This window comes from Mesorhizobium sp. YC-39 (assembly GCF_025753795.1).
In the GTDB taxonomy this organism is placed as follows: Bacteria; Pseudomonadota; Alphaproteobacteria; order Rhizobiales; family Rhizobiaceae; genus Mesorhizobium.
Genome location: NZ_JAOWPS010000013.1, coordinates 68,665 through 91,604, shown reverse-complemented (window position 1 = coordinate 91,604; position 22,940 = coordinate 68,665). Strand labels below are relative to the sequence as shown.

Sequence of the window (22,940 nt, the reverse complement as noted above, 5' to 3'; positions counted from 1 at the left end):
TTGATATGATATGAGGGGATCCACGAGGCGCGTCCGGGCAGCCAGATCCGGAGAACGTCCCTGCAACTCCTGGCCCAGGAGCCCGTAATCCGCAGTGATATGGGCGTCGGTCAGCCAATCGGTGGGGCCGAGCGCCAGCCGATCCTGCGGTGCGCTGCCCGAGCCAGAGGCGGGTTCATCCGTCTGGGCAACTCGCGAGTGAGGGGTGGGTCCCGCCGTGGCGGTGGGTTGCGCTGCCGGCTCAGGGAGCCGATCAGCGTCCTGTACGGCCGGGCCGCGGTTGTCGCCCGCCTCGGGGCACAGGTGGGCGTGCAGGGCGCTCACGCATGGATCGACGTTCTTTCTATCTTGTTGGTGGGGTGGGACGACGGTGATATCGGCTTGTGCATAAAACGGCCTGCGCTCGCTCAACAATCTGGCGATCTTCTGCTCCGGGTTGGGGCCTTGCAGCAGCGGGCGGCTGGTATCGTTCCTGGTGCGTTTTTCGATCACGTCGAGCCTGGTATCGAGCCAGATCGAGACCGCCTTCTCGCCGATGAGGTGACGGCTCTGCTCACGCATGAACGCGCCGCCACCGGTCGCGATCACGGCAGGCCCTTTCTGGAGCAAATCTGCGATCACACGTGCCTCCATGTCCCTGAAGAACGCCTCGCCATTGGTAGCGAAGATCTGCGATATCGAGGTGCCGGCCTGCTTCTGGATTATCTTGTCGGTATCGACGAAGGGCAGCCGCAGCCGCCTGGCGAGAGCCGGGCCGATGCTTGATTTGCCGGCACTCGGCATGCCAACGAGCACGACCGGCCGTCCATTGAGGGCGGCAAAGATCTCCTTTGCGACCGGTGACCTGGCGGTCTGGGGTGGTCCTGGCTGTTCGGCCGCGCGCACCCCAAAGCTGGCGAGACTGGTTCTACCCGTTGCCCCCTCTTCGGCTCCCCAGTGGGGGACGTCCATGGCGCCATCGGGGGTCGCAACTTGGTTGCAGGCTCCCCGCACGCGCTGGACGAGTTCACCGGCCTTTTCCAGTCCATCCCCGCCTACTTGCTGCTGAAGCGCGAAAAGCTCCTTGTAGGTATCGTGATTGTCAATCTTGGCCTGGTAGCTGCCTGGCGTGTGGAACTCCAGCTGGAAGCGGTAACCATCCGGCGTGGTGAGCACGCTCTGGATGCCGACAAAATTGGGATTCCGCGTTCTGAACCAGTTGGTTGTCTGGAGTTCGGAGTAGCCCCGCTCATCGAAGGCCAGCATGGCTGCCTTGAAGGCGCGCGTAAAATCCTGGTCGGGAACTTCGAAGACATGGCGCACGGCGCTGCTGAGCAGCTGTACATCGCTGCTGCTCGGGGCGCTCATGCCGGTGAGATGGGCTGTCATGGAGGCTGCCGATTTCAAGCGGCGCTTCATATGAGGCATGTTCACCTGGATGCCGGCTGTTGCCAGGCTGGTGGCCACGCCGAGCGCTGCCGCGGTGATTGCCTCTTCTTCCTCCCTGGCGCGGGACGCTTCCATCCTGGCGCGCTCCGAGGCCTCCTCGCGGGTCAGCGTGATCGTCATAGCGCAATCCTCGGCCGCAGGCTGCCGGGCAGAGAGGTTGCGCAAGATGCCCTGCTCCGTTGCGAGCTTGATCGAGGTCTCCATGATTGAAGCCGCCAGCGTGGGATTGCCCTTCAGGTCCCCCAAAGTGGCATCGACATTGAACCCGCCCCGGTTGAGGGTCGCAGCCAGACCCTTGACGTAGGGCACGGCCTTCAAGCCCGGCGTCTGATGCAGCAGCCGCTGCAGCTCCTCGCTCTTCTTCATGAACAGGCGGGCGCCAGTGTCGGATTTATAGGCGTCGGTGCCGACCTTGACGCCGAGGCTCAGGAGATTGTTTGCGCTTTCGACGAGGTCGTCGGGATTGTAACCATCCGGGCGCGGATCGATGCGCGCAGGACAGTGGTTGAGCAAAAGCTGGACGCGCTCTCGTGGCTGGGGAGTTGCCGGGTAGGCCTCGGCCAGATCCGGGAACAGGGCGCACAGCGCAGCGCTGAGCCCAGGGTTTGCGTCGTTCACGCTTTCGACTGTTTCGGGCCGGCGTTGCTCATCCGGCTTGACCGCCCATGCCCCCAGGGCGGAAATGAGCAGAGCGGCCATTTCGCGGGCGACCGGATGTCTGGCGACCTCGATCTCGTGTGTCGCAGTGTCGAGTTTGTCCTGGATGTCCTGCCGGCTCGCCTGTTCCTGGTCTAACAGCTCACGAAGGCCGTGCCTGAGCTCGGGGTTGACGCCCTCGTAGATGCCAAAGATGGCCCGCTCGGCAAACCATTGTCGTGCCTCATGGGGCTGAGCCAGAAAGTTTCGCTGCAGGCTGGTATAGGTTTCCAGGACGTTCTGCGTGGCAGCCAGGATCTGGCTGGCGCGGCTGAACTGGTAACGCTCGCCGTCGATGGCCGGAGTGTGCGACTTGGGCGGCTTGAGCGAGCGCAGGCCGCGCGCCTGCTCCTTTTGATCGAACTCGCGCACATGCTCATAAAGCCGCGGCCGGTCGCCGAGTATGATGACGGTGTCGCCGTCGAAGTCGCCGTCGAGCTTTTTCTGTTCACCCGTCGGCACGGCAACCAGCGACCCCGGAGCAAACACCTCCGTCGCCTGCAGGATGCCGACGCAGTCGAGCGACGTGTCCACCGTGACCCGGTCCTTGCTCGTGGTCCAGCTCGAATGGCTCTTGACGTCCTCGGCCGACATCACCAGCCCACGCTCGGCATAGTCGGCCGGCCACATCTCGTCGGGGACCACGATCAGAATGCCTTTGGCAAAAAAAGTCGGATCGGCGGCGGCCAATTTCTCCCCCGACTTCTGGGCGACATTGAAGCTGTATTGGATGGCCACGCACTGATCCAGGAACCCTGCCGTCGGGTCTCCGTCAACCGCCGACCTGACCTGCCCGGCGGCAAACGGGCGCAGGTTCGGCTTGTCATAGGGCGAGCGGCCGATCAGCACGCCACCCGTGCCCGTCAACGTCTCGCTCTTGAGCGTCGGCACATGGACGCGGCCATCACCGGACGGCACGGCAACCGCGCCGGGACCGTCGATATGTCCGGTCGTCACGGTGCGAAACAGCTCTTCGGACGTCAGCGCGCGCCCTTGCTGGCTCTCAAGCCAGGTCCTGGCCTTCTCGCGCGCCTCATCCGCCACCAGTTCGCTGCGCGGATAATGTTGCAGTGCCGAGGCAGGCAGGGACGATCTCCTTCCCTCACCAAAGGCAGCCATCCGATCGGGGCCGTTCCGGGGACCGGCCCGGCGAATAGCTGGCATGAGCGCGGCCAGCGAGGCCTTGATGAAGCCGCAGCCGTCATGCGGCTGCAGGGCGATCGGACCTGCCTTTCCGGTCAGCTTGAAGGGATGCTGCTCATTGGCCGGGCGGTCCGGCATCAGCGACAGTTTGAAGGCGCCTTCCAGCGCGTAGTCGTGGGGCCCCAGACCTTGAAGGGCAGGAGGCGCGGCAAAGCCCCGGCGCTGCGTGTAATAATAGGCCTCCTTGAAAGGGGCCCAGGCGCGCGACAGCCTCTCGAAGTCCGTGCCCGCTGCCGTGTCACTATAAGGAATGGCCAGCAGCTTCCCCCCGGACGGCTCGAGTCGCCCGCCTGGCTGACGCGACGCGATCTGCGCCAGCGTCAATCTCGGCGGCTTCAACTTGCTGCCGCCGAACAGGTCCATCCGGTACGGCACACCCTCGACGGTGAGCGTGCGCGTCAGCATGAATGTGCTGGGCTTGCCTGGCAGTTGCACCGCGACCACCTTCACCGCCCCCGAGGTCAGGCGATGAAAAATCGAATATCGTGTCTCGGCCTCCGTGGCCACTGGCCGCCCCTGCATGTCCACCACCGGCAACTGCATCAGTCCCGCGTCACCCTGCGGCGGTCTGGGCTCGTGGTCCATGGTTCGCAAAACCTGATGCACGTCGAAGACCGATGCAGGATGCTGGGCGTGGACGGTTGCCGCATTCTGCTCCAGGAATGAATCTACCGCATCCAGCGGGTTATCGGCCTCGATTTCCGCGATCACGTTCCAGCTCATGTTGGAAAGATCGCGCTCGATAAGATCGCGGGTGCGGCCCAGGATGCCTCTGGTCTCCCGCTGCAACTGCTGCTGCCTGTTCCGCAAAACGAACCTGTCGCCCTCGACATAGGGGCGTCTATAGAGTCTCTCGAGGACCGCACGGGTCTTCAACACTTGATAGATCGACAGGGCGGGACAACGGCTCGAGCACGGTCCACGGGCCCGTTCGGCATCGCTTGCGTTGAGGTGCGCCTCGATCTTTTGCTCCACAACGGGTTGGATATCGTTGAGCAGGTTGAGTGCCTGCCTGCGGTGCCAGCGCAGCTGCTTGTGCGGGCTGCGCGCCAGCGGCAGCAGAGCGGCGCAGAGATTACCCACGGTTTCCAGGTTATTCTCGGCGGCAAATCCCGGCGCACGATGCAGTTCCTGAAGGCGATCCAACCCCGTGCGTGCGAGCAACCCGAGATCGTCAACCAGCCGGGCCTTCGCCAGCGCTTTGAAAATGTTGGTGATCGTCAGAGCGTTGGCCTGCTCCAGGCGATCAGTGGCATAGTGAAGGTGGTGGGCGAGCTTGTGCAGCCGGTCCTTCAGCAGAGCGGTCTCATTAATCTCTCCGGCGTCCTCTCCCTTCATGACGCCCCGCGCCAAATCATTGGCGATAGTGCCAAGCGCAGCTGTGGTAAAAACTCCGAATCGGAGGCTTGCCGAGCCGAGTCTGTGCGCGATGTCAATTATCGCCTGATGGCACGCCGCCTCTTCCGGCCACTTGCTGAACCCGTTTGACAGGTTCGCCATGTCCTGGGGAGTAAATTCAGAGAGCTGGTCGGCGCGGCGAAGCATCTCACCGGCGATCGCGACCGTGGCTTCGCGACAGTGGGTCCCGTCGAGCCATTTGCTGAAGCCGTTCACCAGGTTCGCCAGGTTCTGCAGATTAAAACGAGGGAGCTGGTTGGCGCGGCGGAGGACCTCACCGGAGATCGTGGCTATAGCCTCGCGACACTCCGCCTCTTCCGGCCACTTGCTCAAGCCGTTGACCAAGGTCGCCAAGTCCTGTGGAATGAAACCAGAGAGCTGGTCGTCGCAGCGACAGACCTCATCGGCGATCACGACAGTGGCATCGCGCGAGCTCTCCACATGCGGCCACTTGCTGAAACCGTTCACCAGGTTCGCCATGTCCTGCGGATTAAAGCCAGAGAGCCGGCCGGCGCGGCGGCGGACCTCCCTGGCGATCGCGCCAGTTGCCTCGCGACAATCCGCCTGTTCCGGCCATTTGCTGAAACCGTTCACAAGGTTCGACAGGTTCTGGGGAGTAATGCCAGATAGCTTGTTAGCGCGGCGAAGCACCTCACCGGCGATCGCGAGCGCGGCGTGACGCGTGTTCTCCTCTTGCGGCCATTTACTGAAGCCGTTCACCAACGTCGACAATTCCTGCGCATTAAAACCGGGCAGCTGGTCGGCGCGGTGATGGACCTCACCGGCGATTTCGGCAGTGGCGCGGCGATGGACCTCAGCGGCGATTTCGGCGGTGGCGCGGCGACAATCCCCCGCTTCCGGCCACTTGCCGAAGCCGTTTACCAGCGTCGCCAAAACCTGCGGGCTAAAACCAGACAGCTGGTCGGCGCTCCGACTAACCTCACCGGCGATCGCGGCTATGGCCTTGCGACACTCAGCCTCTTCCGGCCACTTGCTAATGCCATTCACCAGGGTCGCCAGATCCTGCGAAACAAAACCAGACAGCGGGACATCGGCATGACCGGCGTGGCGGCCGACCTCACCGGCGATCGCAACTATGGCGCCGCGACAGTCCTGCGGCCATTTGGCCAAGCCGTTCAGCAGGATCGCAAGATTCTGAATGCTGAAATCAGAGAGCCGGTCGCGACGAAGCAACTCGCCGCCGATAACGACTGCGGCTTGGCGACACTCTTCCGCTTGCGGCCATTTACTGAGGCCGTTTACCAACGTAGACAATTCCTGCGCATTAAAACGGGGCAGCTGGTCGGCGCGGTGATGGACCTCACGGGCGATTGCAACTATGGCGCCGCGACAGTCCTGCGGCCACTTGCTGAAACCGTTCACCAGGGTCGCCAGATCCTGCCGAGTGAAATCAGACAGCCGGACATCGGCACGACCGGCGCGGCGGCCGACCTCACGGGCGATTGCAACTATGGCGCCACGACAATCCTCCGGCCACTTGCTGAAACCGTTTACCAGGTGCGCCAATCCTTGCGAAGTAGACGCAGCGAGCCGCGCATCGGGGCGGCCGGGGCGGTGATTGATCTCGTTGGCGATAGCAACTATGGCGGGGCGACAGTCGTCCGGCCATTTGGCGAAGCCGTTCACCAGGTTCGCCAATTCCTGCGGGTTAAAACCAGAGAGCTGATTGGTGCGGCGAAGGACCTCACGGGCGATTGCGAGTGCGGCTCGGCGCGTGTTCTCCTCTTGCGGCCATTTACTGAGGCCGTTCACCAACGTCGACAATTCCTGCGGTTTAGATCGAGAGAGCTGGTCGGCCCGGTGATGGACCTCACGGGCGATTGCAACTATGGCGCCATGACAATCCTCCGGCCACTTGCTGAAACCGTTCACCAGCAGCGCCAGGCTTTGACTGTTGAGTTCTTGAAGTATGCTTCTGTCGTCGCGGCAGACTTTAGCGATTCTGATCATACCATTGCGGCATTCCGCTATCGGGAAATGTCGGCCAAACGATGATGACAAGAGCGAAAGCGCCTTGGGGTCGACTTGGCTGATTAGCGCATGATCAAGCTGCGCCACCCGAGCTGCCATGGCTCTGCAGGCTTCTTTACCCTCCTGCCCTCCAGCCTCCCGGCTCACTGCGTTGCATGTTGTGGCATACCCCCATGATTTCCAGGCGTCGATATCTTGCTCCAAGTTTGGGAGCAATTCACGCGTGAACCGGACGGCCGCCTTTTTCAGAAATATCGCGTGGTTCGGGCCGTCCGCTCTTTGCAGCGCCTTATCATGCTGCACCACCGCAGTTGAAAATCGAACGATGCCGCGGGCGCCATTAATCTCATGCAAGGCGGCATTCAGTTGTTCTTGCGCGATTGCGTTTTGGCTGCCTTGAGCCGAGACATCATCGGTACGCCGCCTTCCTGCTCCTGCATTCAGGTTGGACACGGTTTGCAGACGGGGTGGGCGCCCATCTGCTTGCGAGCCTCCGGCGGCCTGATCGCCCCGCCAGGGCTCGCCGTCGGAATGCCAGGGGCTTTCTTCTGGGGCTGGCGCGTCATCCTCCAGCAGCCAGGAAGATGGACGACGACGCCCAACCGCACGCGGCAAAGCCCCAGGGATCACAGGGGGGGCAACTGAGGAGCTGGCAGGCCTGTCTCGAACGGCATCATCGGCAAGCGGCGGGCTGCGAACGGAGGACGTCCCTTCATGTTGAGGCTCAGAGCGCATCCGAGCCACGATGGAAGCGAACGATGGGCTGCCTGTTCCAGGGGCAAAACCTGATTGCGGGCGCGAGCTGCTCGATCCCCGCGCGTTGTCGGCTCTCGAATCCCTAATATGCGACTTTCCGCCTCGGCCAATGCCCGTCATTATCCATCTCCGATGACCACTTCATTGGAAGCTTCGCGTTCGCGGCATGACAACACAAACCGCACGTGCCCCTCGGCAACCTCGCTCCGCTCATTCCAATGCATCCAAAAGGGTCACCCTCAACGACGGACGACACCATCGATCTTTCGCCCATAGCGCGGTCATCCTTGGCGAGGACGCGCTTTGATCCTGCACATAGCCTCCGTTGCTGACATACACCTGACTTGCACCCGCCGAGACAAGGACATTGCAATGCGCTGGTCCTTTACTGATGTAGGCTCGCGGGCTTTAACGCCCCGGCGGTGATGGCGCTGGGGGCTTGGCAGAAGATGTCGTGCTGCCCCTCACGTGATTTTGTTCCCGAATGCCCCAGCAAAAATGTTAACCGCAGCCAAGCCAGAGCAAGCGTATCGGATGTCCGTAATCTGGCGCGCCTCGCATTCGGCAGAGGCAGACGCGTTGACGAAGATCGGCAATATGCACCGCATTCGCCATTCCGAGACTTGCCAGGCGTGGCAACTGATCGTTTACGCGGCACGATTGCCCGCTTTCAGGATTAGATAGACGAAGGCGAATAGCCGCTTGAGCAATAATCAGTCTGTGCCGCAGTCTCGGGTGGCTCTTGCCATGGCGACGCAGCGTGCCAACCGATCCAGGGTGGATGATTTTTTTGATGACAATCCCTTTCGGCGGAGTCATCTTCGCCTGTCGGCGGGTTCCTCGTCGCCACGTTTTGTTTCGTTCAAGATCTCAGCCCGCGGGAGGCCCAGATGATTGATCGTCTCAACCTTGACCCGGCCCTCTATCCGAGCGACTTGGAAAGTCTGAAGTCGGTTTTCGACCAGCTTTGCCAAGAGAGCCATATCCAGCCAGGGTCTCCAGAAGCCGAGAACGTTGCCTCTGACCTGGTTCGACTTTTCCAGGGTGGACTTAGCGACGAGACCTGCCTGCTCATCGCAGCTCGGGCGCGGCATCAGGATTTGCGGCGGGCAGGCTGACCTTCCCTGCAGGCTCGCCAAATGCTAGGTCCCAAACGGCTCGTAGCGTAGCGGCATTCTGTTTGTGATTTCGGCGGCCTCAGGCGGCAGGAGTGCAATCCCGTCTGCCAGCGCAATGGCCATGAAACTGGCAGGGGATCCACGTTCAAGCATCTCAAGCACAGGTTCACCCGTTTCGGTGCGGCCGGAAATGCGGACAGCCACAAACTCGGTTCGGCCTTGCCCCTTTTTGTGGTTGAAGCCAGCCACCGCCGAGAACCACTGTGGCTGGGTTTCTGTAAGGCCGGCCAACTTTCGCAGGGCAGGCAGGACAATCTGCCGGAACGCCATCAGCGCCGCGTTCGAATTGCCCGGCAACCCGGCAAAAACCGTGTTCCCGATCCTTCCGACTTTCAGTGGCTTGCCCGGCCGCATCGCCACCTTGAGGACGTCAAGGTCGGCACCATGAGCCTGAACGGCCGCCACCATATGGTCTTCCTCCCCCGCCGAGACCCCGCCTCTGGTAACCAAGGCGTCACAGGACGTGACGGCGCGAGCGACAACGTCCGTGAGGAGACCTAACCTGTCAGGGACCATGCCGAAGTCGACGATCTCTGCCCAAGGACAGCCCGCCAACAACGAACTGAGCATGATCTGATTGGAGTTGTAAATCTGACCGTGTTCGAGGGGTTCACCCGGGTTTTTCAATTCGGTTCCGGTCGAGAGCAGTCCTATCCGGATCTTTCGAAGCACCTGGACGTCGACGATCCCCACCGCTGCCAACAAGGTTAGATCCCTAGCTGATAGGCCCCTGCCCCGCCTTACCAGTTCCATGTCGACGCCGACGTCCTCGCCAGCAAGACGGATGTGACGGCCACGACGGGGCCGCTCGCATATCGTCACGACATCGCCAATTTGCTCGCAGTGCTCTTGCATGACCACAGCGTCGAAGCTCGGCGGAACGGGTGCTCCCGTGAATATTCGAAGTGCAATTCGTGGGTCGAGGTTCTCAAGAGCGCGTACGTCGCCGGCGACCACCCGTTCAGCCACAGGGAAGCTCCAAGGCCCTTCCCTCTCGAAATCCGCCGTTCGAACGGCAAACCCGTCCATGGCCGAATTGTCGAACGGAGGCAGCGGAATGGGCGAGTGTATATCGGCCGCGCAAACCCGCCCCAATGCTCCGGCAAGCGAAACCGTTTCCCTGTATCGAACAGGTTTGGCGAGCGCGATGGCTTTGGCTACCGCCGTCTCGAACGGGACAGCTTCGCCACTCTGCCCGGCAGAACAGTCGGCTTTCAAAACAGGTTTAAGCGCGTGAAACACGATCGCTCCTCCCTTGCGCTGTGCTCAAAACGCATGGCCTAATGTTTCTAACCTGACACACTCTTGAGATAGGCGATGACGTTTTTGACGTCGTCGGGATTCTTGAGGCCAGGGAACCCCATTTTATTCGCCGGCACTTTCGCCTTGGGGTTGGCCAGATATTCCATCAGGTTCGGCTCATCCCATACGAGGCCCGCAGCGCCCATATCCTTCATGGCTTTCGAATAAGAATAGCCAAGGGCGGTCCCTGCTGTCCGGCCCACGACGCCTTTCAAGGATGGCCCGACTTTGTTCGCTTCTGTATCAGCGTTGTGACAGGCAGCGCACTTTTTGAAAACCGCCTTGCCGCCCTCGATATCCTGGGCCCGGACAACCGGAGGCAGTAACGCCAAAACTATTGTGGCACCAACGAACAGATATTTCACGTAGGAACTCCCTCGTCCTCTCCTTAGACATTGAGGGCGGCCGATGTCGCCCAGCTTGCTCCAGCGATTCATGCGTTTCTCCCATTTGGCGAAATGCCGTTGCAAACAGCTCTGCAACGCTTGTGCCAACCGTAAAAGCCGGCGATTTCACTACAGGATGCGAATGGACCCCGCCTCCAACTGCCCACTAGGTCGGAAATGCGACCATGCTGCCGAAGGTTCAGGAAGTCGAACAGCCCAAGGTCCCGCTCATTGCTAGACCGGGCCTGCGTTGTGAAGTGCTTGACGTGCAAAACAGAGTCCCTTTGGCCCGGCGGCAGAGCAGAGCCGGTACCGTGATTGCGATCGTCAGGGCGACGGAAGATTTCTGGAATGTTCTGCGTTGCATCTTGGTACCTCCCTCGGGTTCAGAAAAATTGCATGGCCTTCCGGAACTCGACTTTCACGGGGCTTTGCACCGGCGCCAAGTCACTGACTGATGCCGGCCACCGGGCCCAAACCGGCGGGATGCGCGTTGACATAGATGGAATAGAGCGACGTCTGGGCAGTGATGTAGAGGCGGTTGCGCTTCGGACCGCCGAAGCACAGGTTGGAGACGATTTCGGGAACCAGGATACGCCCGATCAGCGTCCCGTCCGGAGCGTAGACGCGAACCGCATCGGCGCTGGAGGCCCAGATGTTGCCATCGCGATCGACGCGGAACCCGTCGAAGAATCCTGCTTCGCATTCGGCCAGGGTACCGCGCGGGCGCAGAGAGCGGCCGTCCTCGGCGGCATCGTAGATCTTGATCGCATGCGGCAGCCCCTGAACATGGCTTGCGCCAGTATCCGACACATACAGGATGCTCTCGTCTGGTGAGAAAGCCAGACCGTTGGGCTGAATCAGATCGGTGATGACGGCGCTCACCGCTCCCGATGCCTCGTCGAACCGGTAGACATGGGAGCCGCCGATCTCTGGTCTGGCAATTATGCCTTGGTAGTGGCTATCGATGCCGTAGACAGGGTCGGTGAACCAGATCGTTCCGTCGGATTTTACCACCACATCGTTCGGCGAATTGAGCCGCTTGCCGTTGACGGTTTCGATGAGGGAGCGCCAATGCCCATCATGCTCGAGCCTGGAAATGCGTCGAGTGCTATGCTCGCAAGCCACGACGCGGCCTTCCGCATCGAGCGTATGGCCGTTCTGGCTGTTGCAGTGCGTCTCGAAGACGCTAACGGAGCCATCGCCTTCGTCGTAGCGCAGCAGCCGGTCATTGGGGATGTCCGACCACAGCAAATGCCTTGCGGCCGGGATATAGACCGGTCCTTCCGCCCAACGGCTACCAGTCCACAGCCGTTCGAGCTTGGCATGCCCGATCGTCAACTTTTGGAACCGATCGTCCAGAATCTCGTAATCGCTCATATCATAATCCAGGATGTGTTCTATTGGTCACTTCGAAGGTTGCGCAGGGGCCCAGCCTTGCGGGCGACGGCGCGTTTGCGCAGGGCGTAGCCAGCGATGCCGATGGCGACGAGCAGCCCCACGCCGTTGAACAGGGGGCGACAAGGAACGAGCCCGCCAAACTGCTTGATGCAGGAAATGTGCCAACGGCAATGATGATGATGATGCCGTTCATCGTGCCCAGACATTGACGCGCCCGGGCTTGATGGTGGTCGAGCCAAGAAAGGCCCCGACGGCAAAGCCGCCATTTCGCCGCGGGTTTCGATCGATTGGCCGGCCAACGATCATTTCCACCAGTTCATCCGCCCTGGTGTCAGCGACCTTCTTCTGGTTGACCAGCCTGCCGTCGCGCAGCACGGCGACGCGGTCGACGATGACTCGTCGAGACGATGCGAGACATAAATCATGCCGACGCCGTGCTGCTTGAGCGGGCGGCTGGCGTCGAGCACGCACTCGACCTTCATCGGCAGGAAAGTTGGCCGACAGTGATTGAACTCTCGTTCGGCCAGCCTACGTTGAGGCGAGGAACTATGCCCATAATGAACCCTGTTGGATCTATCATATTGTCTACTTTCCTTCATTTCAGCCATGCGGGTCGTACAATAGGAAGCCTTCACTGCCTTGTACCCGAGCAAACCAAAATTCGTGCCACTTTGACCGGCTCTTTCGGACTGGCCGTCGGGCAGCGAGGAAATTGAACTGCTCGGCGATCAACAGACTGCGATTGTAGGCATACCGCCCTGTCGCTTGCGCATCATGTGGGTCATCTAGGTTCCAGAGAGGATTACCGCGGCGCTCGCCCGCGACTTAGGCCGTGTGGACTCTTTAGACCCTACAGGAGTTCGCCATCGCGGAACGCATGGACGATGGTACTCAAGTCGCTTCATGCAGAGCGTCGCAATGCGATGCAAAATTGGCGATGCCGAAGGGCTCGATCCTCCCGATTTCGGTGTTCCCCTTTGACCTCCCAAGGCCCCGGCTTATACCGGGCTTCTGGCGAGATGGGGCGCAGGTAGCCAAGCCGGAGTTCCTCGGCCGAGATGCGCGTTGGCGCCTCAAGTGGACCCATCAATTTACAGAGGGCAATGGGCGTACTTCAAGATCTCTATCTTACGCTCTCCTAAGCATGAAGCTTGGGTATGTTCTACCGGCGCCCGACGATCCCAAAGCAGATCGGGGAAGATAATACCCGCTACATAGATGCGCTCGCTGCCGTTGATGGAACGCAAGACGTTGGTGGATGGAGTGGATGATCCGCGCCATGCTTGCAAATCAGCTTATGTCCGTGATCGACGCTGTCGGACCAATTAGACGACTGAGACACTGCCCCCGGGCCGAACGCGCTTGACAACATGGCGCCAGCCAGTTCAATTCAGCGCATTCACCAGGGGAGTCCCGGCAAGGGGCTGAGATACTGCTGGCTCTCGCGGCGCAGTGACCCGTTGAACCTGATCCAGTTCATACTGGCGTAGGGACGGTGCAAGCGCTTTGCGGGAGTTCACGCCCGAAGACCTGTTTCGGCAGGTCAACCAAAGCGTCTTTTCATCCTTCCGGCACAGAACTGGGTCTCCAATGCAATGAGCAACGGAGCCTCAAGATGAATGCCCTCACCCCCACCGTGTCGACGGGACCACTGCCCGCCTCACGGAAGATCCACAAGCCCGGCGTCCTCCATCCGCAGATCAGGGTGCCGCTGCGCGAAATCTCCGTCCATCCGACGGCGGGCGAACCGCCGGTTACCGTCTACGATCCGTCCGGCCCCTATACAGACCCGACTGTCGAAACCAGCATCGAAAAGGGCCTTACCCGGCTTCGCCATGAATGGATTACGGCACGCGGCGATGTCGAAGCCTATGATGGCCGCCATGTCCGGCCGGAAGACAACGGATTCGTCACGGGCGAGCGCCTGACACCGGAATTTCCGGTCCGCAACCGGCCGCTCAGGGCCAAGGCCGGCAAGGCGGTGACTCAGCTTGCCTACGCGCGCGCCGGCATCATTACGCCTGAGATGGAGTTCGTCGCCATCCGCGAGAACCTTGGACGCGAGATCATGCGCGGCAAGCTGCCGCGCGACGGTGAAAGCTTCGGCGCCGCTATTCCCGATTTCGTCACGCCGGAATTCGTGCGCGACGAAGTGGCGCGCGGGCGGGCAATCATTCCCGCCAACATCAACCACCCGGAGAGCGAACCGATGATCATCGGCCGCAATTTCCTCGTCAAGATCAACGCCAACATCGGTAACTCCGCCGTCACCTCGTCGATGGCCGAAGAGGTCGAAAAGATGGTCTGGGCGATCCGCTGGGGCGCCGATACGGTGATGGACCTGTCGACCGGCCGCAACATCCACAACATCCGCGACTGGATCGTGCGCAATTCACCGGTGCCGATCGGCACGGTGCCGCTTTACCAGGCGCTCGAGAAGGTCGGCGGCATCGCCGAGGACCTGACCTGGGAGGTGTACCGCGACACGCTGATCGAACAGGCCGAACAGGGCGTCGACTATTTCACCATCCATGCCGGCGTGCGGCTGCACTACATCCCGCTGACCGTCGACCGGGTCACGGGTATCGTCTCGCGCGGTGGGTCGATCATGGCCAAATGGTGCCTGCACCATCACCGGGAAAGCTTTCTCTACGAGCATTTTGCGGAGATCTGCGACATCTGCCGTGCCTATGACGTCTCCTTCTCGCTCGGCGATGGTCTTCGTCCCGGCTCGATCGCAGACGCTAATGACGCGGCGCAATTTGCCGAACTGGAAACGCTCGGCGAACTGACGCAGATCGCCTGGGCAAAGGATTGCCAGGTGATGATCGAGGGTCCCGGCCACGTGCCGATGCACAAGATCAAGGAGAACATGGACAAGCAGCTCGCTGTCTGCGGTGAAGCCCCCTTCTATACGCTGGGGCCGCTGACGACCGACATCGCGCCGGGCTATGACCACATCACCTCAGGCATCGGCGCTGCCATGATCGGTTGGTTCGGCACCGCCATGCTCTGCTACGTCACGCCCAAGGAACATCTCGGCCTTCCCGATCGCAACGACGTCAAGATTGGCGTGATCACCTACAAGATCGCAGCCCATGCCGCCGATCTGGCGAAGGGTCATCCAGCAGCAAAAGTCAGGGATGATGCCCTTTCCCGCGCGCGCTTCGAGTTCCGCTGGGAGGACCAGTTCAACCTGTCGCTCGATCCCGAAACGGCGCGGTCCTTCCACGACCAGACCTTGCCCAAGGAGGCGCACAAGCTGGCCCATTTCTGCTCGATGTGCGGACCGAAATTCTGCTCCATGCGGATCTCTCACGACATCCGTGCCGAGGCACAGAAAGAGGGCATGGCGGCAATGGCGGCAAAATACCGCGAGGGCGGCGATCTTTACATGCCGGCTGACGAGACCGGCGTACCGCTCGTGCCAGTGGCGCCAGAACCGTCATGAGGGTGCTGGTCAAAGGGGCCGGCGTCGCCGGCCTCACCGCGGCCTTCGAACTCGCCATCAGAGGCGCGGCGGTTACCGTCGTCGAGACCCGGCATGGCCTCGGCGGCAATGCATCGTGGTTCGCCGGTGGCATGCTGGCGCCATGGTGCGAGCGGGAAAGCGCCGAACAGCCAGTACTGGACCTCGGCCGCGCCGCCGCCGACTGGTGGGGTGCGGTGCTGCCCGGCCAGGTGACACGGGCCGGAACGCTGGTTGTTGCTGCACCGCGCGATGCCGGCGAACTCGACCGGTTCGCCAGCCGCACGTCAGGGCATCGGCGTGTCGATGAAGGCGAAATCGCACTCCTGGAGCCCGACCTCGCTGGTCGCTTCCGGCGCGGATTGCTGTTCTCCGATGAGGGTCATCTCGATCCGCGCCAAGCGATGGCAGCACTTCATGACAAGCTCGTGGCCATGGGCGTCGAATTCCGTTTCGGCGCCGACGCCCAGCCTCTTTCCGGTTTCGAATGGCAGATCGACTGCACGGGAATGGCAGCAGTCGATGACCGGCTGCGCGGCGTTCGCGGCGAAATGCTGATCCTGCGCACCGCTGATATCTCGCTGTCGCGACCGGTCAGGCTGCTGCATCCGCGCTTTCCACTCTATGCAGTGCCGCGCACCGACCACAGTTTCATGATCGGCGCGACGATGATCGAGAGCCAGTCCGCCGGACCAGTCACGGCGCGTTCGATGATGGAGCTGCTGGGTGCCGCCTATGCCCTCCATCCGGCCTTTGGCGAGGCCGAGATCGTTGAAACTGGTGTCGGCGTCCGTCCAGCCTTTCCCGACAACCTGCCGCGCGTCGAGGCACGTGGAACTACCGTCGCGATCAATGGACTCTATCGCCACGGTTTTCTCCTCGCCCCCGCCATGGCGCGCCAGACTGCCGACCTGGTGTTCAATCAAGACGGAACCAAGGAACTTACTCATGAAACTGATGGTCAACGGCGAAGCGCATGAGGTTGCCGCCACCACGCTGGCGGAGCTGCTTACCGCGCTCGACTATGAGGGCGATTGGCTGGCAACGGCGGTCAACAGCGACCTCGTGCACAAAGCCAACCGGGCGGAATTCCAGTTGAGCGACGGCGACCGGATCGAAATCCTCTCGCCCATGCAGGGCGGCTAGACCATGTTCGATCTTCTTGGAACGAACCTATTTTCCCGTCTGCTTCTCGGCACCGCTCAATATCCTTCGCCGGCCATCCTTGCCGATGCAGTCAAGGCGTCGGGCACGTCGGCGGTGACCGTCTCGTTGCGCCGGGAGATGGCAGGCGGCAGGGCCGGCGAACAATTCTGGTCGTTGATCCGCTCGCTTGGCGTCAAAATCCTGCCCAACACTGCTGGCTGCCACTCCGTCAAGGAAGCGGTCACGACCGCGAAAATGGCGCGTGAGGTCTTCGGTACGAACTGGATCAAGCTCGAAGTGATCGGCAACCATGACACGTTACAACCAGACGTGTTCGGCCTTGTCGAGGCCGCCCGCATCCTGTGCGAGGACGATTTTGATGTATTCCCTTATACCACCGATGACCTTGTCGTCGCCGAGCGGCTGCTGGAGGTGGGCTGCAAGGTCTTGATGCCGTGGTGCGCGCCGATCGGTTCCGCCCTCGGGCCGGTCAACATCATGGCACTGCGCTCGATGCGTGGACATTTCCCTGGCGTCCCGCTGATTGTGGATGCGGGGCTCGGACGGCCGTCCCACGCGGCAACCGTCATGGAACTCGGCTTTGACGCCGTGCTCCTGAACACGGCGATCGCCAGGGCGGCCGATCCGGTCGGCATGGCGCGTGCGTTCGGCAAGGCGGTCGACGCCGGTCGTGAGGCTTTCAGCTCGGGAATGCTCGAACCGCGCAACGTCGCCGTACCTTCGACACCGACTATCGGCAGGGCCGTTTTTTTATGAAGCTCGATCCCTTCTACCTGATCGTCGACAGCTCTGCCTGGATCGAGCGGCTGGTGCCGCTCGGTGTCAAGCTGGTGCAGCTTCGCATCAAGACCATGGATGAGGCCGGCTTGCGCGCCGAAATCTGCAAGGCGAAGGCCTTTTGCGCCCAACACGAATGCCAGCTCATCGTCAACGACCACTGGCGCCTGGCGATTGAGGAAGGCTGCGACTTCGTCCATCTCGGCCAAGAGGATTTGGCGGCGGCCGACCTGATGGCGATCAAGTACTCTGGATTGAAGGTCGGACTATCGACCCACGATCACGCCGAACTGCAAACAGCCCTCGCGGTCGAACCGGACTATGTGGCGCTGGGGCCCATTTATCCGACCAGCCTCAAGAAGATGAAATGGGCGCCGCAAGGGCTCGAGCGGATCTGCGAGTGGAAGCGCCGGGCAGCACCCATTCCCTTGGTCGCCATTGGCGGCCTCAACCCTGATCGGCTCGACGGTGTTTTCGCGGCGGGCGCGGACAGCGCGGCGGTGGTCACCGACATCACGCGAAACGAGGACCCCGAAGCGCGCACGCGAGAATGGATCGAAAAGACAGGCCGATGGCGCTGAGGCGAGACCCTTATGTGCTTGTCGTCGGTGGGTCTGACTCCAGCGGGGGTGCCGGACTTGTGCGCGATATCGAGACGATCTCGTCCCTTGACGTACGTACCTGCGTGGCCGTTACCGCGCTGACAGTGCAGACACACAATGCGGTCAGCGAAGTGCACCCTTTGCAAGCCCAATTGGTCACCGACCAGATGCGCGCCGCGCTGCAGGCCAACCAGGTGGCGGCCGTCAAAATCGGCATGCTCGCAACGGCTGAGATCGTCGCTGCCGTTGCCGCAGTGCTGCGTGAAAATCCGCAGGCGCCGGCAGTGCTCGACCCGGTGCTGGCCGCCACGTCGGGCCAGGCCTTGCTGGAAGCGGGCGCCGTCGCCGTCATGAAGCAGCATCTGATGCCACTTTGCTGTATTGTCACACCCAATCTCATCGAACTGGCGCTCCTTGCCGGCTCGGCACTGGCGGTGGATGAGGACGGCGCACTTCGACAAGGACAAAGACTGCTGACCGCCGGGCCTCAGGCCCTGCTGATTAAGGGCGGCCACGCCTCAGGGCCTCGATCAACGGATATTCTCGTTCGGCCCAATCAATTACCCATGCGCTTCGACGCTCCTCGACTGGCAAGAAAGATGCGCGGCACCGGTTGTGCCCTGGCCAGCGCGATCGCCGCGTGTCTGGCGACCGGGGGATCGACTGAGATGGCCGTGCGTCGGGCCAAGCTGTTTGTGTTGGAAAAGCTTCGGCAAACCCCAGGTTAGAATCGGGCTCGATAGGCGCTCCACGTTATCGGCGAAACGGGTCCATTTGTGAGTTCCGGCTGCTTAAGACATTGCTCGCGCGCCATGCGGAGGGGCGCCGACGCCTGACGTCGAAGAAGCGCGCCGGCCGAAAGTCTCCCATGCGTCGAAGCCATTTTTGCGTCTGTCCTCGCGTTCAATCTTACGCTTTCGACTGCGCCGAGTTTACGGCAACCCGTATTTGATGCGTCAAGCTTGTTTCCAACAAGATAATATGAGATTTGAGTGCCGAATAGATGTTCGTCACGGGCTTGTTGATTCAGGCAAAACCCAAATAGAAAGAGATAAGTATTACAATTGCACTTCATAGGTAAATTACTCATTCTTTCGATTCCGTGACGGGCGGCAAAGAAGGGGTTACTGGTGATTTTTCAATCGATTGAAGCGACATTCGAGATATGGGCCTCGTCACTACGCGAGGTGCGGTCTCGGATCAGGGCGATTTTCCCTCAAGAACGCGTGGCGATTTCGGCCGGACTGTTCCTTGAAGGCCTGCTCCGGGACGGGCATCGCAAGACCGGCTGGAAGCGCGCCGAGGCCGCCGGTGACCCCGGGCCATGGCGCCAACAGGCCATTTTGGGTCGGGGCAAATGGGATGCAGACGCCTTGCGCGACATCGTGCGCGAATACGCGCTTGAAACGCTGGCTGACAACGAAGCGGTCCTCGTGATTGACGAGACGGGTTTCATTAAGCAAGGCAAGACGTCCTGTGGGGTAGCGCGGCAGGTCTGCGGCGCGACTGGCAAGATGGGCAACTGCCAGATCGGCGTGTTCGCTGCCTACGCATCCAGGCACGGGCATGCTTTCGTTGATCGCGCGCTGTATCTTCCGAGAGCCTGGACGGATGATCCCGCGCGCTTGGCGCGGGCCTATGTGCCTGCGGGCACGACTTTCGCGACAAAGTCCCGCCTGGCACTGGATATGATCGCACGCACCGTCGGTGCTGACGCACCCTTAAGCTGGGTAGCCACTGACCGCATCTACGCTGGCGTCGACATCGAGATGGCCCTGCGACGCTGGTATAAGGGCTATGTGTTGGCGGTTAGCTCTAACCATCACTTCGCTTCCCGAAATCGCCTTTTTCCAGCTGACGGCACGGCCGAGGATATCGCAGGGAACCTCGAGCCCTCCCTCTGGCGGAGCTTGCCTCTGGGAGAGGCAATACAGGGCTCGGAATCATGGGCTTACTACCCGTTCACTACCTCAGACGTCGCGGAGTGCGATAAAGCCCGCTCCGGGTCTTGGATGCCGGGGCTCTTGATCCGACGCGATGCGAACCGCGCTCTCTCCTACTTTTCGACATGGTCTCCAGCGGGGACCGAGATCGAAAAACTGATCGCGGTGCAGCAATGTTGCAGGATTATCGAGGAAGGGCTTCGCACGGCGAAGAGTGAACTCGGCCTCGATCATAACGAAACCCGTTCTTGGCACGGGTGGCACCGCCACGTCTCGCTGGTCATGCTCGCATTCGCGATGGTGTCGACCGTTCGTCACAAGGCGAGCCACGAGCCCCCGGGAGTGGTCGGAAGGCTCATGGGGACCAGTCGCCGATTCGAACGCTTGCTGGGGACTCCCAGGAAGTCGAAAACGAGATCGCTTGGCGCCGCGTCTGCCCTCCCACGGCAAGATCAATCCGGCGAATGTCGCCGCACGCCCTTGCCGAGCAATCTGCCGCTCAAAACGCAATAGTAACGTGAGTTTCATTCATGAAATTATCCGTGAAGGGGCACTCCCAGCCGCCATTCGAATCGAGGCGGATTCGCGTGGTTCGGGAGAAATGAAGAGATTGATCATGCGACAAAATGCCGTGATCGGGGTCCACGCGTCAGATCGAGATATCCCGACCTTACCAAGGGCGAAGTCAGGCACTCTGACACGCACTCGAATAGCTCTCGGAGATTTTCTGGTTCTGGAGCGAGTTTCAACTTTGTTTCAGCAAACGGTTCGGAAGGCGGGGTTCCAGTGCAACAGTCCAGAAAGTTAGAGAACTTGCAGTTTGCCCAGGCAATGTTGAGAGAAATTCGTCAGATAGTGCAGGCAGACGGTGAGACCCTCCTGACCTATTTGCTCGACATGTCTTACCTTGAAGCCAGCGATCGAATTAGGGCCACTTGGGCCTCGAAAGGTAACAAAGCCAAGTCCGACACCTAAAGAAAAGAGCTAGCGGCCAAGCGCACCCCGGCAAGCATCCGGGTTAGTTCCGACGGCGATCGCACTGGCGAAGAAAATGGACGGCCGCTCTGGCCGGGCTCTTGCTCGGATCGGCACATATTCTTCGTTCAGAGTTTTCGGCTCCGTCCCAAAATCATCGCACTTGAGACGACAAGTTGCGAATAGGCTGGAGAAAAGCAATGAGCATGTATATGGCCGGGCACGTCAGTCGGCATCTTCAGCTACTAAGTCGGAGACGGATATATTGGTAAACAACAGTTCTTCATCGTAGCCGACCAGCATAGAGGAAGTTGGAGCCTCGTCGGCCACGTTTGGGTCAGGCAAGAGTGCGCATCACCGCCTTCGTTGATTGCCGATGCAAAAGGCCCACCGCCTGCATCCGGTGGGGCCTGTGGAACAGTCCATAGGGACTGGCTAAAGGACAGTGACCCCTGAGGGATCGGCGTCAATGTGCCCCTTTGGGTGAGTGATGCAGTGGCCTAACAGATAAAGGAAGACCTGACGCGTCACTGAATCTCGCTCAACGTCAAGGTAGATCGCTCATTCGACACACGAAGTCTGCTCACCTCCGGCGGTAAGCCGAAAAACGCATTCCCCGGGCGCATTTCGCGCCCGGGAATGCCAACAGGAACAAATCGGGAATTGAACGCATTCCGAGCGACTGAAAGACCGCACAACCAACCAGATTGATTTCGTCGCGTGCGGCGCCCCGGTGTGAACTCAAATTTCATTGCGAAGTAGCTGGGCGATCCCAAGCGCCCTTGTCGATAGGAGTAGGTATGTCGAACAACTGGAAATAGGATCGCACCAAAGACGCGATCGACGCCCGGATCAAGGAAGTCGCGTCCGTCACCGTGGTGGACTACAAGCGAGACACCTCGCTGACATCGATACCGACAAACAAAGCCTACCGCATGGATGCGGTTCACCTCTATGTCGACATCCTGAACCTGAAAGGCATCCTAGAAGCACGCAATCGGAAAGCGAAACGTGCCACAAGCGAACGCTGCGCTTCCTCAACCTGCATTATCGAGCGGTCCATCGCATTCTGGCCGCGTCCGATGCAATCCGCGTAGACTTCCATAACCAGCGGCTCCATGCCGTCGTCGCCAAGCCCTAAGGGGCGCAGAGATCGCGTCATCCCCGTTCCTCAGGATCTGGCGAGAGCGCTGGCGGCCTTGTTGCGCGAGCGCGGTATCGCCAACCACGAACCACGACCGATCTTTGTCGGCGCCCACAATGAGCGCCTGACGCGCTTCGGGGCGACCCACATCGTACGACGAGCGGCGGCCAAGGCAGTGGCCATAAGGCCGGACTTGGCCGAAAAGCCCATATCGCCACACATCTTCCGGCACTCCCTCGCCATGAAGCTTCTCCAGTCCGGCGTGGATCTTTTGACGATTCAAGCCTGGCTCGGACACGCACAGGTCGCCACCACCCACCGCTATGCCGCCGCGGATGTCGAGATGATGCGCAACGGACTCGAAAAGGCGGGCATCGAGGGCAATTACGGGGCGCGCTTCCGGCCCACCGATGCCGTTCTGCAACTGCTGAACAGCATCTAAGCTAAAATATTATGTGGCGGAGGAAGCCAGATTTGGCAGACCCCGGCTGGCGCCAGGACGGCTCCGCCACAAAATCTCACCCGATGCATAAATGCGGGTCGAGCGCGAGCACCTGCTGCACCATGCGTGCCAGGCTGTTGATCCCGCGGCGCATATCGGTCTCACCGCAACAAAGGTAAATCCGGTCGGTCGGCACCACTGTGATCAACTGGTCAACTCCGCCAGGACGATACGTAGCGCTGTCGGATCGACGGTCCCGTCGATCCGCAATCGCGCGCCGTTCGGAAAGGCCACGACGATCCTGCCGGCCGGGTCCGGGCAATCGGCGACGGGGCGCTCGACCTCGGGCAGATCGTTCACTTCGATCCGCGCGAAAGTTGCCATCGCCCCATCGGCCTCGATCTTGCCGCCGGCCATCTGCTTGCGCCACGCATAGAGCTGGGATGGAGCTACGCCGAACGCCTCCGCGACCTCGGGCACCGACGACCCCGCCGCGCTCGCCAGGTCGACCAACGCGCGCTTCTCGGTGCAACTCCACAGCCTTCGTTGCCGCACGCGCCCGGGCATCGCTGCACAATCTTCGGCCGCCGCGCCACCGCTGATCTCGGCGACCATAACGCCCCCTGCATGTTCCAATGTCATGGCCCGAAAACTCCATGTTCATCGGTCCATTGCAAGGTG

General features: G+C 61.0%; 15 protein-coding genes, 2 pseudogenes and 1 riboswitch. Of the genes and pseudogenes, 9 read left to right on the top strand and 8 right to left on the bottom strand.

Annotated elements, in window-relative coordinates; genetic code table 11:
• The coding region (locus OHD62_RS33635) for a shikimate kinase (RefSeq protein WP_412177453.1) at window positions 1-7,452 on the bottom strand (7,452 nt) is incomplete at its 3' end.
• A 911-nt stretch (window positions 7,453-8,363) separates the two neighbouring features.
• On the opposite strand from OHD62_RS33635, the gene OHD62_RS33625 reads away from it, so the two are divergent.
• Entirely contained in the window at window positions 8,364-8,591 is a 228-nt protein-coding gene (locus tag OHD62_RS33625; RefSeq protein ID WP_263791805.1) for a hypothetical protein, read from the top strand.
• Between the two features lie 24 nt (window positions 8,592-8,615).
• Here OHD62_RS33625 and glp read toward each other — a convergent pair whose 3' ends face one another.
• From glp to OHD62_RS33600, 5 genes and pseudogenes are all read right to left on the bottom strand, one after another.
• Window positions 8,616-9,893: a gephyrin-like molybdotransferase Glp gene (gene glp, locus OHD62_RS33620; RefSeq protein ID WP_263791803.1), complete on the bottom strand. Its 1,278-nt coding sequence runs from the start codon at window positions 9,891-9,893 to the stop codon at window positions 8,616-8,618.
• Between the two features lie 47 nt (window positions 9,894-9,940).
• On the bottom strand, window positions 9,941-10,390 hold the full coding sequence (locus OHD62_RS33615; protein WP_263791801.1) for a c-type cytochrome: 450 nt from the start codon (window positions 10,388-10,390) through the stop codon (window positions 9,941-9,943).
• 396 nt (window positions 10,391-10,786) lie between these two features.
• Window positions 10,787-11,719, bottom strand: a complete 933-nt coding sequence (locus OHD62_RS33610) for an SMP-30/gluconolactonase/LRE family protein (protein WP_263791799.1) — start codon at window positions 11,717-11,719, stop codon at window positions 10,787-10,789.
• Between the two features lie 20 nt (window positions 11,720-11,739).
• Window positions 11,740-11,992, bottom strand: a pseudogene (locus OHD62_RS33605) (ABC transporter permease); the annotation flags it as partial.
• A gap of 30 nt (window positions 11,993-12,022) precedes the next feature.
• A pseudogene (locus tag OHD62_RS33600) lies at window positions 12,023-12,241 on the bottom strand (sugar ABC transporter ATP-binding protein); the annotation flags it as partial.
• 893 nt (window positions 12,242-13,134) lie between these two features.
• Window positions 13,135-13,251, top strand: a riboswitch (TPP riboswitch).
• A gap of 104 nt (window positions 13,252-13,355) precedes the next feature.
• Between OHD62_RS33600 and thiC the strand changes: the two are divergent.
• The 8 genes from thiC (at window position 13,356) to OHD62_RS33560 (ending at window position 22,259) form a co-directional block, all read left to right on the top strand.
• Complete coding sequence (thiC, locus tag OHD62_RS33595) at window positions 13,356-15,191, top strand: phosphomethylpyrimidine synthase ThiC (protein ID WP_263791797.1); 1,836 nt, start codon at window positions 13,356-13,358, stop codon at window positions 15,189-15,191.
• Window positions 15,188-16,189, top strand: coding sequence for a glycine oxidase ThiO (gene thiO, locus OHD62_RS33590; RefSeq protein WP_263791795.1), 1,002 nt, complete (start codon window positions 15,188-15,190; stop codon window positions 16,187-16,189). The genes thiC and thiO overlap by 4 nt, the downstream gene beginning before the upstream one ends.
• A complete protein-coding gene (gene thiS, locus OHD62_RS33585) occupies window positions 16,158-16,355 on the top strand; it encodes a sulfur carrier protein ThiS (RefSeq protein WP_258599992.1) in 198 nt (65 codons plus the stop codon). Before thiO ends, thiS begins: the two co-directional genes overlap by 32 nt.
• 3 nt (window positions 16,356-16,358) lie before the next feature.
• Window positions 16,359-17,132, top strand: coding sequence for a thiazole synthase (locus OHD62_RS33580; RefSeq protein WP_263791789.1), 774 nt, complete (start codon window positions 16,359-16,361; stop codon window positions 17,130-17,132).
• Window positions 17,129-17,734, top strand: coding sequence for a thiamine phosphate synthase (locus tag OHD62_RS33575; protein WP_263791788.1), 606 nt, complete (start codon window positions 17,129-17,131; stop codon window positions 17,732-17,734). The genes OHD62_RS33580 and OHD62_RS33575 overlap by 4 nt, the downstream gene beginning before the upstream one ends.
• Window positions 17,725-18,483: a hydroxymethylpyrimidine/phosphomethylpyrimidine kinase gene (locus tag OHD62_RS33570; protein ID WP_263791787.1), complete on the top strand. Its 759-nt coding sequence runs from the start codon at window positions 17,725-17,727 to the stop codon at window positions 18,481-18,483. Before OHD62_RS33575 ends, OHD62_RS33570 begins: the two co-directional genes overlap by 10 nt.
• 402 nt (window positions 18,484-18,885) lie before the next feature.
• Window positions 18,886-20,211 carry an IS701 family transposase gene (locus OHD62_RS33565; RefSeq protein WP_263791785.1) on the top strand — a complete coding sequence of 442 codons (1,326 nt, stop codon included), beginning with the start codon at window positions 18,886-18,888 and terminating at the stop codon, window positions 20,209-20,211.
• 1,580 nt (window positions 20,212-21,791) lie between these two features.
• A complete protein-coding gene (locus tag OHD62_RS33560; RefSeq protein ID WP_263791783.1) occupies window positions 21,792-22,259 on the top strand; it encodes a tyrosine-type recombinase/integrase in 468 nt (155 codons plus the stop codon).
• Between the two features lie 76 nt (window positions 22,260-22,335).
• On the opposite strand, the gene tnpB is transcribed toward OHD62_RS33560, so the two are convergent.
• Both tnpB and tnpA read right to left on the bottom strand, forming a co-directional pair.
• Entirely contained in the window at window positions 22,336-22,458 is a 123-nt protein-coding gene (tnpB, locus tag OHD62_RS33555; protein WP_263791816.1) for an IS66 family insertion sequence element accessory protein TnpB, read from the bottom strand.
• Window positions 22,459-22,463: 5 nt separating this feature from the next.
• Entirely contained in the window at window positions 22,464-22,874 is a 411-nt protein-coding gene (gene tnpA / locus OHD62_RS33550) for an IS66-like element accessory protein TnpA (protein WP_263791781.1), read from the bottom strand.
• Between the last annotated feature and the right edge of the window lie 66 nt (window positions 22,875-22,940).